16 protein-coding genes are annotated in these 14,502 nt (G+C 51.1%); 8 read left to right on the top strand and 8 right to left on the bottom strand.

Annotation, left to right across the window (positions count from 1 at the left end; translation table 11 throughout):
- The first annotated feature begins 49 nt into the window (after positions 1 to 49).
- Both dcp and LDB27_RS11230 read left to right on the top strand, forming a co-directional pair.
- Positions 50 to 2,092 carry a peptidyl-dipeptidase Dcp gene (gene dcp / locus LDB27_RS11235; RefSeq protein WP_000106266.1) on the top strand — a complete coding sequence of 681 codons (2,043 nt, stop codon included), beginning with the start codon at positions 50 to 52 and terminating at the stop codon, positions 2,090 to 2,092.
- Positions 2,093 to 2,436: 344 nt separating this feature from the next.
- Positions 2,437 to 2,619: a general stress protein gene (locus LDB27_RS11230; protein ID WP_000807642.1), complete on the top strand. Its 183-nt coding sequence runs from the start codon at positions 2,437 to 2,439 to the stop codon at positions 2,617 to 2,619.
- Positions 2,620 to 2,738: 119 nt separating this feature from the next.
- Here LDB27_RS11230 and LDB27_RS11225 read toward each other — a convergent pair whose 3' ends face one another.
- On the bottom strand, positions 2,739 to 3,266 hold the full coding sequence (locus LDB27_RS11225; RefSeq protein WP_001235359.1) for a 2-oxo-tetronate isomerase: 528 nt from the start codon (positions 3,264 to 3,266) through the stop codon (positions 2,739 to 2,741).
- Positions 3,267 to 3,692: 426 nt separating this feature from the next.
- Between LDB27_RS11225 and LDB27_RS11220 the strand changes: the two genes are divergently transcribed.
- The gene (locus LDB27_RS11220) at positions 3,693 to 4,085 is read left to right on the top strand and encodes a YdeI family stress tolerance OB fold protein (RefSeq protein WP_000775494.1); all 393 of its coding nucleotides are present in this window, start codon (positions 3,693 to 3,695) and stop codon (positions 4,083 to 4,085) included.
- Positions 4,086 to 4,433: 348 nt separating this feature from the next.
- Here the strand turns inward: LDB27_RS11220 and mgtS are convergent, their stop codons facing one another.
- Complete coding sequence (gene mgtS, locus LDB27_RS11215; protein ID WP_000901531.1) at positions 4,434 to 4,529, bottom strand: protein MgtS; 96 nt, start codon at positions 4,527 to 4,529, stop codon at positions 4,434 to 4,436.
- 246 nt (positions 4,530 to 4,775) lie between these two features.
- Positions 4,776 to 5,963: an efflux MFS transporter YdeE gene (gene ydeE / locus LDB27_RS11210; protein ID WP_001068050.1), complete on the bottom strand. Its 1,188-nt coding sequence runs from the start codon at positions 5,961 to 5,963 to the stop codon at positions 4,776 to 4,778.
- Between the two features lie 227 nt (positions 5,964 to 6,190).
- Between ydeE and eamA the strand changes: the two genes are divergently transcribed.
- The gene (gene eamA, locus LDB27_RS11205) at positions 6,191 to 7,093 is read left to right on the top strand and encodes an O-acetylserine/cysteine exporter (protein WP_000987752.1); all 903 of its coding nucleotides are present in this window, start codon (positions 6,191 to 6,193) and stop codon (positions 7,091 to 7,093) included.
- Positions 7,094 to 7,211: 118 nt separating this feature from the next.
- Here eamA and marB read toward each other — a convergent pair whose 3' ends face one another.
- From marB to marR, 3 genes are read right to left on the bottom strand one after another with little or no spacing between them, the layout of a single operon-like run.
- Positions 7,212 to 7,427, bottom strand: a complete 216-nt coding sequence (gene marB, locus LDB27_RS11200) for a multiple antibiotic resistance protein MarB (RefSeq protein WP_000783050.1) — start codon at positions 7,425 to 7,427, stop codon at positions 7,212 to 7,214.
- A gap of 28 nt (positions 7,428 to 7,455) precedes the next feature.
- Positions 7,456 to 7,839 (bottom strand): MDR efflux pump AcrAB transcriptional activator MarA, encoded by a 384-nt coding sequence (gene marA / locus LDB27_RS11195; RefSeq protein ID WP_000091194.1) that lies wholly within the window; start codon positions 7,837 to 7,839, stop codon positions 7,456 to 7,458.
- Between the two features lie 19 nt (positions 7,840 to 7,858).
- The gene (gene marR, locus LDB27_RS11190) at positions 7,859 to 8,293 is read right to left on the bottom strand and encodes a multiple antibiotic resistance transcriptional regulator MarR (protein WP_000843434.1); all 435 of its coding nucleotides are present in this window, start codon (positions 8,291 to 8,293) and stop codon (positions 7,859 to 7,861) included.
- A gap of 258 nt (positions 8,294 to 8,551) precedes the next feature.
- Here marR and LDB27_RS11185 point away from each other — a divergent pair, with 258 nt between their 5' ends.
- Positions 8,552 to 9,217, top strand: a complete 666-nt coding sequence (locus LDB27_RS11185; protein WP_000968968.1) for a MarC family NAAT transporter — start codon at positions 8,552 to 8,554, stop codon at positions 9,215 to 9,217.
- 46 nt (positions 9,218 to 9,263) lie between these two features.
- Here LDB27_RS11185 and LDB27_RS11180 read toward each other — a convergent pair whose 3' ends face one another.
- Both LDB27_RS11180 and ptrR read right to left on the bottom strand, forming a co-directional pair.
- Entirely contained in the window at positions 9,264 to 10,454 is a 1,191-nt protein-coding gene (locus tag LDB27_RS11180) for a sugar transporter (protein WP_000154613.1), read from the bottom strand.
- Between the two features lie 115 nt (positions 10,455 to 10,569).
- A complete protein-coding gene (ptrR, locus tag LDB27_RS11175; protein ID WP_000366539.1) occupies positions 10,570 to 11,442 on the bottom strand; it encodes a putrescine utilization regulator PtrR in 873 nt (290 codons plus the stop codon).
- 102 nt (positions 11,443 to 11,544) lie between these two features.
- Between ptrR and sad the strand changes: the two genes are divergently transcribed.
- From sad to LDB27_RS11160, 3 genes are all read left to right on the top strand, one after another.
- On the top strand, positions 11,545 to 12,933 hold the full coding sequence (gene sad, locus LDB27_RS11170) for a succinate-semialdehyde dehydrogenase (protein WP_000178394.1): 1,389 nt from the start codon (positions 11,545 to 11,547) through the stop codon (positions 12,931 to 12,933).
- 72 nt (positions 12,934 to 13,005) lie between these two features.
- Complete coding sequence (gene glsB, locus LDB27_RS11165) at positions 13,006 to 13,932, top strand: glutaminase B (protein ID WP_000090081.1); 927 nt, start codon at positions 13,006 to 13,008, stop codon at positions 13,930 to 13,932.
- Positions 13,932 to 14,291, top strand: a complete 360-nt coding sequence (locus LDB27_RS11160) for a DUF4186 domain-containing protein (protein WP_000992454.1) — start codon at positions 13,932 to 13,934, stop codon at positions 14,289 to 14,291. Before glsB ends, LDB27_RS11160 begins: the two co-directional genes overlap by 1 nt.
- Positions 14,292 to 14,502: the final 211 nt, after the last annotated feature.

The following is a 14,502-nucleotide window of genomic DNA, read 5'->3' as shown; positions in this document are numbered from 1 at the left end:
CATAGGGGGAAGCTTACTCTTATGATCAACCTATTTTCAGGAGTGAAAAATGTCGACGAATCCTTTGTTAGACCAGAGTATGTTGCCTTATCAGGCACCGCGTTTTGATCGGATCAAAGATTGCCATTATCGTCCTGCTTTTGATGAGGGCGTGCGGCAAAAACGCGTGGAAATCGAGGCCATCGTCAATCATCCGGCGGCCCCTGATTTTACGAATACGCTTCTGGCGCTGGAGCAAAGCGGGGCGCTTCTGTCACGCGTCACCAGCGTTTTTTTCGCGATGACGGCCGCGCACACTAACGATGAACTCCAGCGGTTGGATGAGGCCTTTTCTGCCGAGCTGGCGGCGCTCTCCAACGATATTTATCTGAATAGCGCGTTATTCGCTCGCGTGGATGCCGTCTGGCAACAGCGTCACTCACTGGGGCTGGATGATGAGTCGCTACGGTTGGTCGATGTGATCCATCAGCGTTTTGTGTTGGCAGGTGCGCAGCTTGCCGAAGAGGATAAAGCGCGACTGAAGGTATTGAATACTGAATCCGCGACCTTAATGAGTCAGTTTAATCAGCGTCTGCTGGCGGCAAGTAAAGCGGGCGGGCTGGCGGTCGATGACGCGCATTGCCTGGCAGGATTAAGCCCGGAAGAAATGACCGTCGCTGCTGAAGCGGCGCGTGAAAAAGGCCTGGAGGAGCGCTGGTTCATTCCGCTCCTTAATACGACGCAACAGCCTGCGCTTGCTACACTGCGCGATCGCCAGACTCGCGAAAATTTATTCGCAGCGTCATGGACTCGGGCGGAAAAAGGAGATGCCCACGATACCCGCGCTATCGTTCAGCGTCTGGTAGAGATTCGTCGCTGTCAGGCAAAACTGCTGGGTTTCCCCAATTATGCCGCATGGAAAATGGCCGATCAGATGGCGAAAACGCCGCAAGCCGCACTGAGCTTTATGCGTGGCATTGTGCCGCCAGCGCGTCAGCGCGTACTCAATGAACAGGCGGAAATTCAGAACGTCATTGATGGTGAGCAGGGCGGCTACACCGTTCAGGCCTGGGACTGGATGTTCTATGCCGAACAGGTACGGCGGGAAAAATATGCGTTAGATGAAGCGCAACTGAAGCCCTATTTTGCCTTAAATACGGTGTTACAAGAGGGGGTTTTCTGGACCGCCAACCAGCTATTCGGCATCACCTTCGTCGAGCGTTTTGACATTCCGGTGTACCACCCTGATGTTCGGGTGTGGGAGATTTTCGACTCCGATGGTGTCGGCATGGCGTTATTTTATGGCGACTTCTTCGCGCGGGACTCGAAAAGCGGCGGCGCGTGGATGGGGAATTTTGTCGAGCAATCCACACTCAACGAAACCCGGCCCGTTATATACAATGTTTGTAACTATCAGAAACCGGTTGATGGGCAGCCTGCATTACTGCTTTGGGACGACGTTATTACGCTCTTCCATGAGTTTGGTCATACGCTACATGGTTTGTTTGCCGTCCAACGCTATGCCACGCTTTCAGGTACCAATACGCCCCGCGACTTTGTTGAGTTTCCCTCCCAGATTAATGAGCATTGGGCGAGCCATCCGCGTGTGTTCGAACGCTACGCGCGTCATGTCGACAGCGGTGAAAAAATGCCTGCTGATTTACAGGAAAGAATGCGCAAGGCGAGTTTATTTAATAAAGGTTACGATATGACTGAATTGCTCGGCGCCGCATTGCTGGATATGCGCTGGCATATGCTGGAGGAGAGCGTAGCAGAGCAGTCTGTCGCTGAGTTCGAGCAGCAGGCGCTGGCCGCCGAGCATCTTGATTTACCGGCAGTGCCGCCCCGCTATCGCAGCAGTTATTTTGCCCATATCTTCGGCGGCGGCTACGCAGCGGGATACTACGCCTACCTGTGGACGCAAATGTTAGCGGATGACGGTTATCAATGGTTTGTAGAGCAGGGCGGCCTGACGCGTGAAAACGGGCAGCGTTTTCGTGATGCTATCCTTTCCCGGGGGAATAGTACTGATTTAGAAACGCTTTATTCAGCCTGGCGTGGACATGAACCGCATATTGACCCCATGTTACAATATCGTGGGCTCGATCGCTAAGCTGATACGGTTGTTCGGCACTGTCGAACAACCGCCTGAAAATGAATCCTGCACTTCTGATGACAGCCAGTTAAATTTATGGGGTTAAATTGTCTGAATATAACAAGGGCGTGCATTCGGATTTTTCTACTTATTTTTTCGTGGTGGCTTGATTGCCAAAGATTTATTACCGCTTCGCTGTTGATGTTTTCAAAAAATATATTTTCCGCCATGTATCGGCGTTATGTAAATAATGCAGAAATGAATTTGACACTGCGCACAGGGCGACTAGATTTAGAACTGTATCACATGATATGAGAAGACATATCATATTTAAAACGCAACATCATCATGAGGATTATATTATGGCAGAACATCGCGGCGGTTCCGGTAATTTTGCAGAAGATAAAGAGAAAGCCTCAGAAGCAGGTCGTAAAGGCGGCCAGCATAGCGGTGGGAACTTTAAAAACGACCCACAGCGTGCATCTGAAGCGGGTAAAAAAGGTGGCCAGAATAGCCACAGTGGCGGACGGAAATCCGGCAATTAATTTTACTCCTGATATTTCGTAAATATATTCTGAAATATTGCGCATACGATGCGGGCCATAGGCTCGCATTTTTTTATTCTGACCGGGAGTTATTCTGACCGGTCAGATGAAATTATTGTTTATGCTTTCTTCGTTAACAGAAAAAGCAATTCAGCGAGGGCGAAGCGTACGCATTTTTCCAATACTTCCTGACAATCTCCGTTGAAATGTTGTCGGCTTGTAAAAGTTGTATTGTTAATATTCCAGGCAAACCAAACGGTGCCCGCCGGCGTGCCATCTTCGCCGCCTTCCGGACCGCCATAGCCGCTGATCGCTATGCTGATATTGACCTCAGCCTGATCCTTAGCGCCCTGTGCCATTTCAGTAACGACCGCTTCGCTGACGGCGGTATGTTCGGCAAGACTGTGGCGTTGTACGCGCAAGATTTTTGCTTTGGCTTCATCAGTAAAGGTGACATAACCCACACCGTAAAATGAGGGCGTATCTTCTGCTGCGCACAATGCTGAAGCCAGTTTCCCGCCAGTGCAGGATTCTGCAGTGGTCAGACGGAGTTTCTGGTTAACCAGTAAATGACCAAGTTTTTTTGTCAGGCTATCGATGGTTTCGGCTTCATCAAGGGTGACAATATCGTGCTGTTCTAATCTCATCGTTTATTTTTCCGTTACAGAGACAAATGAAATATGTTCGTTCTTCTCAAGTATGGCATATTTATTTTATGACATTGTCAGTGAATGATTATTTTATCCAGTTACCAACAAACCCGCTGTTGCATAACTTGCTTACTTTTCTGCGGCGATGACTGTCATTGATTATGCGTAAGGCCATTATCCTCAAAAAATAAAGCCGATTATTCTGAATTGCTATCAAGACGTTGATGCATATGACTTCAGCGATGTGGCGAGTTAACTATTACGCCGTTACGCTTTCGTGCTCACCGGCGCTGATATCGGTTGCATATTAATCCGGATGGGTTGATTTTATTGCTTAATATCCTGCGGGTAAATTCATGTTTGTAAAAACTAAAAATAGCGGCCAGACTTAATACGTCAAATAGACGTTATTAAGGAGAGAGCATGAAACTACCGGTGGCTGCATTTTTAAGTTTGCTGATAATGCCTTACGCGCTAGCGGATGATCAAGGGGGATTAAAAAAAGACGTGGCGCCGCCGCCGCCTCATGCTATTGAGGATGGTTATCGCGGTACGGATGATGCAGAAAAAATGACCATCGAACAGGCAAAAACCCTGCATGATGGCGCGACCGTTTCGCTGCGCGGCAACCTTATTGATCATAAAGGCGACGATCGCTATGTATTTCGTGATAAATCCGGCGAGATTAACGTGATAATTCCTTCCGCCGTATTTGATGGGCGGGAAGTTCAGCCGGATCAAATGATCAACATTAACGGTAGTCTGGACAAGAAAGCGAAGGAACCGCTTGTTCGCGTGAACCGACTGCAAAAATAACGCGCGCTAACCGGCAATCTCCAGGTCAGCCATACGAGGCACGCGGCTGGCCTGATACCATGGGTCTTGTAAAAGCGCCTGGGGGACAAAAAGATCCCATAATGTCTTATTCAGGTCTGGTTGCGTATCGTTTAAGCTTCATTGATATTGACGGTGCTACAGTCGTTAGCGATCCGTTATCCTCGCAAGAATTTGCCCGGTAGCGTATAAGCAAAACACAAATCTATCCATGCAAGCATTTACCGCTGGTGAACCGGCGGTTTTTTTTTGCCTGCCATCCAGACAAAAGCGGCCCCTTGCGCAACGATGCAGCAAGGGGCCGGCTCTGCGAGGGATTATCTCCGTTCATTAATCATCCCATTTGTGACTGAACCAGGCGGCCAGAAATCCGGAAAATAAAATAATTCCTAATACAACGATAAAAAGGTTAATACTGCCTAACATCTCGTTTCTCCTTATTTTAGCGTGCATCCTCTTTTTTAAAAAACCTCGTACAGACTATAGTACTAATTTATACTTAAGCAAGTCTGGATTGCGTATTTATTTTACTGGAAGGGTAAAGCATTAGAATATTTTCGTCAGCGCCCAGGAATATTCCTGAATTATCGCAGTGACAGCAGATAATTAGCCTGCAATATATAGGGTTAACCCAGTGCGCCAGAAACAGCGCACATGACTGGCTGCAGATAATTAACAGGTGATAGCCTGTTGCGTAGGGGTAATCCGCATTCCTTTTAACATCAGTGCCCAGGCGAACACAATGGCGATTATCAGGACAACGAAAAGCGACCAGGCGGGAAGCGTCGTCAGGATGACGCCGCTGGCCAGCGGGTTTACCGCCGCACCCAGCCAGCCCAACGATTGCGCTGAAAAATAGCTGGCTTTCATCCCGGCAGGCGCAATGTTGTCAATTAACATATATTCGCCGGGGGCATAAATAATTTCGCCAATCGTGAATACTGCCGCTGAAAGCCCCCAAAAAAACAGATTGTCGCCTGAAAAAATAAATCCGATGAGCCCAGCGATAAAAAAGACGGTGCCGGTCGTCATCATTGGTCGAATATTGACGGCGGTAAGTCGACGGCCCACGGCGTATTGCAAACTGACCACAATAACCGCATTAACCGGCAGGACGACGGCTACCACTTTTTCCGCGAAGCCGCTATCGGCAACGACCATAACGTACTGTGAAATACAGGACGCAAAGGCGCCACCCACAAAGGAGGCCAGAAATGCCGAAAGCGTAAACCACAATAATGCTTTGTCGCGCAGCAGAACGGAGGGAGACCAGATAGCGGCATTTTTCCCCTCGCTGGCGGCAACCGAACGTGTCACCCATACCTGAATAAAGACCAGCGGAAATGCGGAACAGATAGCGGCAAGCCAGAAGGGTAAATTGATGCTTTGCATCACCAGCAGCGTGCCGAGCGGCGGGCCAACCGTCCAGCCGATATTGAGTACGGTATAGTTGAGCGAAAAAATCCGTGTTTTTGTTGTCGCGGTGAGATTATCGGCGAACCAGGCCTTCAGGACGGTAGAAAAAACCGAATAGGCGCAGTTAATAAGCGCAAAAAGCAGGACAACCAGTACGACATTATGCACCATTGGGATGGCGATAAATCCGCAGGCGAAGGCGATAATCGCGAGTAACATGTAGCGCTTTTTATCAAACTTGTCCGCCAGAATTCCAAAGCCAAGACTAAAAATGACGCCAATCGTTAACGCGCTGGTCAGCGCGTAGCCAATCAGATCCACGCCTAAACCGTACTGACGGTTAAGATAGATGGTCATAAAGGGGAGCGTGGCGCCGCGTCCAATTGTCAATAACAGCGATGAGGCGAGTAGAGCCAACGTCGAACGTCTCAATCCTGGATTCATTTTTCCTGCCTGAAATGGAGGTTACGTATCGGGACGTTTTAATCTACCGTGCCCGCAAAAGCATGATGTCTATACGCTATAGCGTAGTCTTAACATACCATAACGCAGGATTTTGCCCATCGTGTGTTGTTCAATGCCATGCTCACGGTAAAAAGAAAAGTCCTGTTATGGCGCACTGATTTCCGATAACTTACCTTTTTACAAAATTTTAATAATGACAGGGGCCGATGATGTCGCGTAAAGACGGTTTTTTGGCGTTACTGGTGGTTGTCGTATGGGGGCTCAATTTTGTTGTCATCAAAGTAGGCCTGCACCATATGCCGCCATTATTGCTGGCAGGATTACGATTTTTACTGGTGGCGTTTCCGGCAATTTTCTTTGTCGCCCGGCCTAAAGTCCCGCTTACGCTGTTGCTGGGCTATGGCCTGACGATAAGCTTTGGGCAGTTCGCCTTTCTCTTTTGCGCGATAAAGTTTGGTATGCCCGCAGGACTGGCGTCGTTGGTATTACAGGCGCAGGCCTTTTTTACCATGGCATTGGGGGCGTTTGTTTTTAGTGAGCGGTTACAACGTAAGCAGTTAGCGGGGATCGCCCTGGCGATTATAGGTGTACTGGTATTGATTGAAGCCAGTCTCAACGGACAGCATATAGCGATGTCGGGATTTATGCTGACTCTGGCGGCGGCATTTAGCTGGGCCTGCGGCAATATCTTTAATAAAAAAATTATGCAACATAGTCCGCGCCCGGCGGTGATGTCGCTAGTGGTCTGGAGCGCGCTGATCCCGATCCTGCCGTTCCTGCTGTCATCGCTGCTACTGGAGGGGGCGGATCACATTACGCAAAGCCTTATTACCATCGATATGACGACGATATTGTCGCTGCTTTATCTGGCTTTTGTCGCCACTATACTTGGCTACGGCATCTGGGGCTCGTTACTGGGGCGCTATGAGACCTGGCGCGTGGCGCCGTTATCATTGCTGGTGCCGGTAGTCGGGCTGGCGAGCGCTGCGGTGTTACTCGGGGAAACGTTGACCGGGATGCAGCTTGCGGGCGCAGTACTGATTATGGCTGGACTCTATATCAATGTGTTTGGATTTCGTGTGCGCCGTACTGCGCGCGTCAGGGGATGAGGCATTATGTTACTAAGAAGACAAACGCTAATTTCAGACCATACCGCGAGGTGATAGCGGCGGACTTGTCATCGCCAGACGGTACTAAAAAAATGCCCCGCAAAACGGGGCAAAGAGGTTAAAGGTGTTGGTCGTTATAATAGGGCACGCCTAATTCATCTGACTTATCGCTGTTCACGCTCACGGGGTGAAGTTCATTTGGCGGATCGCCCACACAGGGCAGCAGCATCACATCGCGGCTATTTTGCGCCACAGGTAACAAAGTTTGTTCTGCAATGCCATATCCGGAGGCGATAAGTAACAGACCCGGCAGGGCGGGAAACAGCATTTTCATGGTGCTCTTCGCGTGGCGCATAAACAAACTAGTAGTTGCCATGGTTCAGCGGCAGCATATACCGTGATTCGCCATGCATATTGGTGATCCGGTATTTGTGTGGCGGCACATCAAAATAGTTTTTGAACGTCCGGGTCAATGTTTGCTGTGACTCAAAGCCATAGCGTTCCGCCAGATAGAGAATGGGCTCGTTGCTCTCTTTTAATTTTTGCGCGATTTCCGTCATTTTACGGCTGCGGATGTATTGGCCTAATGAATGACCGGTCTCTTTTTTAAACATCCGTTGCAGGTGCCATTTGGAATATCCTGAACGCTCAGACACTTTTTCCAGTGAGAGCGGCGACTCCAGGTTATCCTCGATCCAGTCCAAAATGCTATGAATAGTAATAGCGTCAGTGTTGCGTCTGGACATCGTCATACCTCTTTTTTGTCTACGGCAGAATTTTCTTGAGCAAATACTCAAGCGTTGCCACTTCGTCCGCCGTTAAGTTTTTTGTTAATTCCTGATGCAGGTCTTGCCCTGGTCGTTGATGACATTGCTCACAAATTGCCGCGCCGTCCGGCGTTAGCTTCACCAGTACGCCGCGTTTGTCATTAGGATTCGGCAGTCTTTCGATCCAGCCTTTGCACAGCAGGCGATCGAGCATCCGCGTCAATGCGCCGAGATCGACAGACAGCACTTTTTTAAGTTCAACCGGGGTAATACATCCCGCGCAGCGTATCGAGCACAGCACTTTAAACTGTGTTGCGGTGATATCCAGCGGGGATAAATAGTTATTTAACAGGCGATCTTTTTTTTGATTTACCATGTAGATCAAGCGACCCAGCGGAATGATTTCATTGAACAGATCACTGGTGCTTTTCAAAATGGTTGCCCCGGCAAGTAATTAATTTCGTCAGATACTATTGCCCAGGCAAGTATAAGTCAACTAAATGAATTGACCGATGCCACGATTTGCTAAAAGGCGTCCGGAGTATTGTGTTGTGATAACTTGTAACTAATTGATAATTACAGGTTATATGTTGTAGAGGATATTAATTTGCACACTGGCGAAATGGCGCGCCTGGGCAATTTCACTTTATACTTCCGGTTCATGAAACGCTGATGGGTAAGAGATAGTATTATGATGGATTTGTTTAAAGCGATTGGATTGGGGCTGGTCGTACTGCTCCCGTTAGCCAATCCGCTAACCACCGTGGCGCTGTTTCTTGGCCTTGCGGGCAATATGAATAGTGCGGAACGCAACCGGCAGTCCTATATGGCTTCGGTTTATGTCTTCGCTATTATGATGGTGGCGTACTATGCCGGGCAGTTAGTCATGAACACCTTCGGTATTTCGATTCCAGGGCTACGGATCGCCGGGGGGTTAATCGTGGCGTTTATCGGCTTCAGAATGCTTTTCCCGCAGCAGAAGGCGCATGAGTCGCCGGAAGCGAAAAGCAAATCGGAGGAGCTGGCAGACGAACCGACGGCCAATATTGCGTTTGTTCCACTGGCTATGCCAAGCACCGCAGGACCGGGGACCATCGCAATGATCATCAGTTCCGCTTCCACGGTGCGTCATGGCGGCGAGTTTCCCGACTGGGTCATTATGGTCGCGCCGCCGATTATTTTTCTTGCCGTGGCGGTGATCCTGTGGGGATGCTTACGCAGTTCTGGCGCTATTATGCGGCTGGTGGGGAAAGGGGGGATTGAAGCGATCTCCCGCTTAATGGGATTCCTGCTGGTGTGTATGGGCGTGCAATTTATTATCAACGGCGTGTTGGAAATTATTAAAACGTACCACTAAGGCGCATTTTCGTCTGCCGGAAACCTGTTCCCGGCAGACGAATGTCTTAATGCGGTTGTTCTTCCAGCGTCACTGGCCATTTGCGGAATATGAGCACAGCCCATACCAGCGCGGCACAGGCGGGTATAGCGCCAATATAGCCGATGGCCGACATTGACCAGTGCAAACTCACCTGATTGCCTACCAGCGCGCCAGCGCCAATACCAATATTAAAGATGCCTGAAAATAGCGCCATTGCGACATCGGTCGCGTCCGGGGCCAGCGCCAGTACTTTCACCTGCATACCGAGCCCTATCACCATAATCGCAATGCCCCAGAAAATGCTCAGTATGGCCAGATGCGCTTCGCTATTCGCCGCAGGCAGCAGCAGAAGCAGACAGATAACCAGCAGGGCAATAGCGATACTGACGAGCGACGAGGCATGGCGATTACCCAGTTTACCAAACACAAGGCTGCCGATGATCCCGGCGCCGCCGAGGATCAGTAACAGGACGGTAGCAAAATTCGCACTGAGCCCGGCGACATTCTGAACGAACGGTTCAATATAGCTATAAGCGGTGTAATGCGCAGTCACCACAACGACGGTCAGTACATAGAGGCTCATCAGCGCCGGGCGTCGGAATAGCAAAGGTAAACTTTTTAGTGAGCCGGAATGCTCGCTCGGCAATTTCGGTAGAAGCTTAATCAGACATAGCAGCGTAATTAATGCGCCCATGCCGATGGCAAAAAAGGTGGTGCGCCAGCCAAAATACTGACCAACAACGCGACCTATCGGCAGCCCAAGCACCATGGCCAACGCGGTGCCGGTCGCTATCAGACTTAATGCCTGCGCGCGTTTCCCGGCAGGGGCCAGGCGGATCGCCAGCGAGGCGGTTATCGACCAGAAAATAGCGTGGGCGAAAGCGATGCCAATACGGCTAATGACCAGCACGGTAAAGTTCCATGCCAGAAAGGAGAGCACATGGCTGGCAATAAACAAAACAAACAGACAAATGAGTAGCTTACGGCGCTCCATTTGACTGGTAAGAAGCATAAAAGGCAGCGACATGACGGCAACTACCCAGGCGTAAATGGTTAGCATGATGCCGACCTGCGCGGTTTGCATATGAAAGCTTTCAGCAATGTCTGATAGCAAACCAACCGGCACAAATTCTGTGGTATTGAAAATAAAAGCGGCAATAGCAAGCGTAACTACCCGTAGCCACGCGACCTTGCGGGAAACTGGATTGATTGTCATAAAAATATTTCGGGTTAGTTGCGAGAAGGTGAGACCGCGATCTTAAAACGTTTACTGGCGAAAAGACAATCATTTTGTGACCTGCTTCTCATTTACTTCGCAGGCCGTTTCGTCTTCAGTCGACGCTCGCCAGTTGGGCGTTAAGTAACTCGATAAAGGCCTCAAGCTGACGCGTCATCGCCCCGCGCCGCCACATTAGCCAGGTGTTAAGCCAGCGCCACTTCTCCGCCAACGGCCAGGCTTCCACCTGATGATGTCCTGGCATACTGTTGAGCATACTTGCTGGCATCAGCGCAATACCTGCGCCGGCAATTACGCACGCCAACATTCCATGATATGACTCCATTTCGTGAATCGTACCGGGGGTCGCGCCATCGGCATGAAACCAGCTTTCGAAATGCCGTCGGTAAGAACAGTTGGCGCGAAAAGCATAGATGTTATAACCATTCACCTCGCTGGCCCGCGAAACGACGGAATGGCCGTGTGGCGCGACGATCATCATCTCTTCCTGGTAAGCCGGTATACCTTCCAGCCCCGGATGCATTAGCGGGCCATCAATAAAGGCGGCGTTCAGCTTTCCCTCGAGCACGCCATCCAGCATGGCGCCGGAAGGACCGGTCGTTAACGCGAACTGAATTTTAGGGTAACGCTGGTTATAACCCGCCAGCAGCGCGGGGATACGTACGGCGGCAGTACTTTCTAACGCGCCGAGTGAAAACAGTCCTTGCGGTTCCTCTCCGGCAACCACCATGCGGGCTTCATCGACCAGCGCCAGGATCTGCTGGCTGTAACGTAAAAAGTTATGCCCGGCTGGTGACAGCCTGAGTCGCTGGTTTTCGCGAATAAACAGAGAGACGCCCAGGTCGGCTTCAAGCTGGCGGATACGCGTGGTCAGGTTGGACGGAACGCGGTGCACTTTTGCCGCCGCCTGCGTAATGCTGCCCGTCAGAGCGACAGCGTTAAACATTTCCAGTTGCGTCAGGTCCATGGTTTTCTCAATTCGTGAATAGTCTGGTTAATATTATTCATTTTTCAGAAAGGGTAAAGGGCGTCATGATGGTACAACTCCCCTGATAACGAGAGAAAGAACATGACCATGATGACTGCAACACAGGCGTTATCCGTGAATCCTGCGACCGGCCAGACGCTGGCGGCAATGCCCTGGGCTAACGCGCAAGAGATTGAACATGCGCTGAGTCTGGCGGCGAGCGGTTTCAAAAAGTGGAAAATGACATCGGTAGCGCAACGGGCGCAAACATTACGTGATATTGGTCAGGCGCTTCGCGCTCATGCAGAAGAGATGGCGCAATGTATTACGCGTGAAATGGGTAAACCCATAAAGCAGGCGCGTGCGGAAGTGACGAAATCCGCCGCGTTATGCGACTGGTATGCGGAACATGGCCCGGCAATGCTGAATCCTGAGCCTACGCTGGTAGAAAATCAGCAGGCGGTGATTGAATACTGTCCGCTGGGCGTCATTCTGGCGATAATGCCGTGGAATTTTCCTTTATGGCAGGTGTTACGCGGGGCAGTGCCGATACTGTTGGCGGGGAATAGCTACTTGTTAAAACATGCGCCCAATGTCACGGGTTGCGCGCAGATGATAGCCCGAATCTTGACGGAAGCCGGTACTCCTGCTGGCGTCTATGGATGGGTGAACGCCAATAATGAGGGCGTGAGTCAGATGATTAACGATCCGCGAATCGCGGCGGTGACGGTGACCGGTAGCGTGCGCGCCGGCGCGGCGATTGGTGCTCAGGCTGGGGCGGCGCTGAAAAAGTGCGTACTGGAACTGGGTGGCTCGGATCCGTTTATTGTACTCAATGATGCCGATCTCGAGCTGGCGGTAAAAGCCGCGGTTGCAGGACGCTATCAAAACACCGGACAAGTCTGCGCCGCCGCCAAACGTTTTATTGTCGAAGAGGGCATTGCGCAGGCGTTTACCGATCGTTTTGTGGCGGCTGCCGCAGCATTAAAGATAGGTGATCCTCTGGTTGAAGAGAATGACCTGGGGCCGATGGCGCGCTTTGATTTGCGTGATGAACTCCATCAACAGGTGCAGGCTTCCGTCGCCGAAGGCGCACGGCTACTGTTGGGCGGCGAGAAAATCGCCGGGGAGGGCAACTATTATGCCGCGACCGTTCTGGCGGATGTCACACCTGACATGACGGCATTTCGTCAGGAACTTTTTGGGCCTGTTGCCGCCATTACCGTTGCAAAAGATGCGGCGCACGCCCTCGCGCTGGCGAATGACAGTGAGTTTGGCCTGTCGGCGACGATCTTTACCGCCGACGATACGCTGGCCGCGGAGATGGCGGCGCGTCTTGAGTGCGGCGGGGTATTCATTAATGGGTACAGCGCCAGCGATGCGCGTGTGGCATTCGGCGGGGTGAAGAAAAGCGGCTTCGGTCGCGAGCTTTCGCACTTTGGTTTACACGAATTTTGTAATGTGCAGACCGTCTGGAAGAACCGCGTCTAATCGCCCTGACGTCGCGTGGCGCCCTCTGCTATACTCGCAGGCCTTTTCAGACCTGCGAGCAAGGAGCATGTTGTGGCCAGGGCCATGGATAATGCAATTTTAGAGACGATTTTACAGCGCGTTCGCCCCCTCATTGGCCAGGGCAAAGTCGCTGACTATATTCCGGCATTAGCGTCCGTCGAGGGTTCAAAGCTGGGGATAGCGATTTGTACCGTGGACGGGCAGCATTATCAGGCGGGCGATGCGCACGAACGCTTCTCTATTCAGTCTATTTCGAAAGTGCTCAGTCTGGTGGTGGCGATGCGTCATTACCCGGAAGAGGAGATCTGGCAGCGCGTCGGAAAAGATCCTTCCGGCTCGCCGTTCAATTCGTTGGTTCAGTTAGAGATGGAACAAGGCATCCCGCGTAATCCATTTATTAATGCGGGCGCGCTGGTGGTATGCGACATGTTGCAAGGGCGGCTTAGCGCGCCGCGTCAGCGGATGCTGGAAGTTGTGCGCGCGCTTTGCGGCGTATCGGATATTACGTATGACGCTACGGTCGCGCGCTCTGAATTTGAGCATTCCGCCCGTAACGCCGCGATTGCCTGGCTGATGAAATCATTCGGTAATTTTCATCATGATGTGCCTACCGTGTTGCAAAATTACTTTCACTACTGTGCGTTGAAAATGAGCTGCATGGAACTGGCGAGGACGTTTGTCTTTCTGGCGAATCAGGGCGAGGCGTTTCATCTCGACGAGCCGGTAGTTACCCCCATGCAGGCCCGGCAGATTAATGCGCTAATGGCGACCAGCGGTATGTATCAGAATGCCGGAGAGTTTGCCTGGCGGGTGGGATTGCCCGCTAAATCCGGCGTGGGCGGCGGTATTGTCGCCATAGTGCCGCATGAAATGGCGATTGCCGTCTGGAGTCCGGAGCTGGATCCTGCGGGAAACTCTCTGGCAGGTATCGCCGCGCTTGAGCAATTAACACAAACGTTAGGACGTTCGGTATATTGATGAATGCGCTTGAACCGCTCTTTGCCCGCCTGGCGCGATCGACATTTCGTTCGCGTTTTCGTCTCGGGATAAAAGAAAGACAATATTGCTGGGATAAAGGCGCGGAGGTGATTGATAAACACGCCGCCGATTTTATCGCCCAGCGACTGGCGCCAGTTCACCCGGCGAATGATGGTAAGCAAACGCCGATGCGGGGCCATCCGGTATTTATCGCGCAACATGCGACGGCAACCTGCTGCCGCGGGTGCCTGGCGAAATGGCACCAGATTCCTCAGGGAGAACCGCTGAGCGAAGCGCAGCAACAGTATATTGTCAGCGTTATCCATTACTGGCTGGTCATACAAATGAATCAGCGGTAGAGCAGCGCGTCGTTGCTGACGCTTTCCCTGATAAATCACCCTATACCACTGATAGCAGCCGTTGACCGTCATATATCTCATGTGCTGAAGTGTCTTTTTAGTTACAACATACATATAGTTGTTTTTTTTCAACGCCTGTCAGCACTGTGCAAAAAAATGTTCTACAGGGCAGGGGAGCCGTGTATCACCAGAAGCTTGCAACCTTGATCTG

The sequence above is a fragment of the Salmonella sp. JXY0409-18 genome (assembly GCF_020268625.1).
GTDB lineage: Bacteria > Pseudomonadota > Gammaproteobacteria > Enterobacterales > Enterobacteriaceae > Salmonella > Salmonella enterica.
This window is presented reverse-complemented; position numbering and strand designations above follow the sequence as displayed.

What these genes read in the sequence shown, in the direction of transcription:
- dcp (WP_000106266.1), top strand. Translation starts at nt 50, where the DNA reads ATGTCGACGAATCCTTTGTTAGACCAGAGTATGTTGCCTTATCAGGCA.
- LDB27_RS11230 (WP_000807642.1), top strand. Translation starts at nt 2,437, where the DNA reads ATGGCAGAACATCGCGGCGGTTCCGGTAATTTTGCAGAAGATAAAGAG.
- LDB27_RS11225 (WP_001235359.1), bottom strand. Translation starts at nt 3,266, where the DNA reads ATGAGATTAGAACAGCACGATATTGTCACCCTTGATGAAGCCGAAACC.
- LDB27_RS11220 (WP_000775494.1), top strand. Translation starts at nt 3,693, where the DNA reads ATGAAACTACCGGTGGCTGCATTTTTAAGTTTGCTGATAATGCCTTAC.
- mgtS (WP_000901531.1), bottom strand. Translation starts at nt 4,529, where the DNA reads ATGTTAGGCAGTATTAACCTTTTTATCGTTGTATTAGGAATTATTTTA.
- ydeE (WP_001068050.1), bottom strand. Translation starts at nt 5,963, where the DNA reads ATGAATCCAGGATTGAGACGTTCGACGTTGGCTCTACTCGCCTCATCG.
- eamA (WP_000987752.1), top strand. Translation starts at nt 6,191, where the DNA reads ATGATGTCGCGTAAAGACGGTTTTTTGGCGTTACTGGTGGTTGTCGTA.
- marB (WP_000783050.1), bottom strand. Translation starts at nt 7,427, where the DNA reads ATGAAAATGCTGTTTCCCGCCCTGCCGGGTCTGTTACTTATCGCCTCC.
- marA (WP_000091194.1), bottom strand. Translation starts at nt 7,839, where the DNA reads ATGTCCAGACGCAACACTGACGCTATTACTATTCATAGCATTTTGGAC.
- LDB27_RS11185 (WP_000968968.1), top strand. Translation starts at nt 8,552, where the DNA reads ATGATGGATTTGTTTAAAGCGATTGGATTGGGGCTGGTCGTACTGCTC.
- LDB27_RS11180 (WP_000154613.1), bottom strand. Translation starts at nt 10,454, where the DNA reads ATGACAATCAATCCAGTTTCCCGCAAGGTCGCGTGGCTACGGGTAGTT.
- ptrR (WP_000366539.1), bottom strand. Translation starts at nt 11,442, where the DNA reads ATGGACCTGACGCAACTGGAAATGTTTAACGCTGTCGCTCTGACGGGC.
- sad (WP_000178394.1), top strand. Translation starts at nt 11,545, where the DNA reads ATGACCATGATGACTGCAACACAGGCGTTATCCGTGAATCCTGCGACC.
- LDB27_RS11160 (WP_000992454.1), top strand. Translation starts at nt 13,932, where the DNA reads ATGAATGCGCTTGAACCGCTCTTTGCCCGCCTGGCGCGATCGACATTT.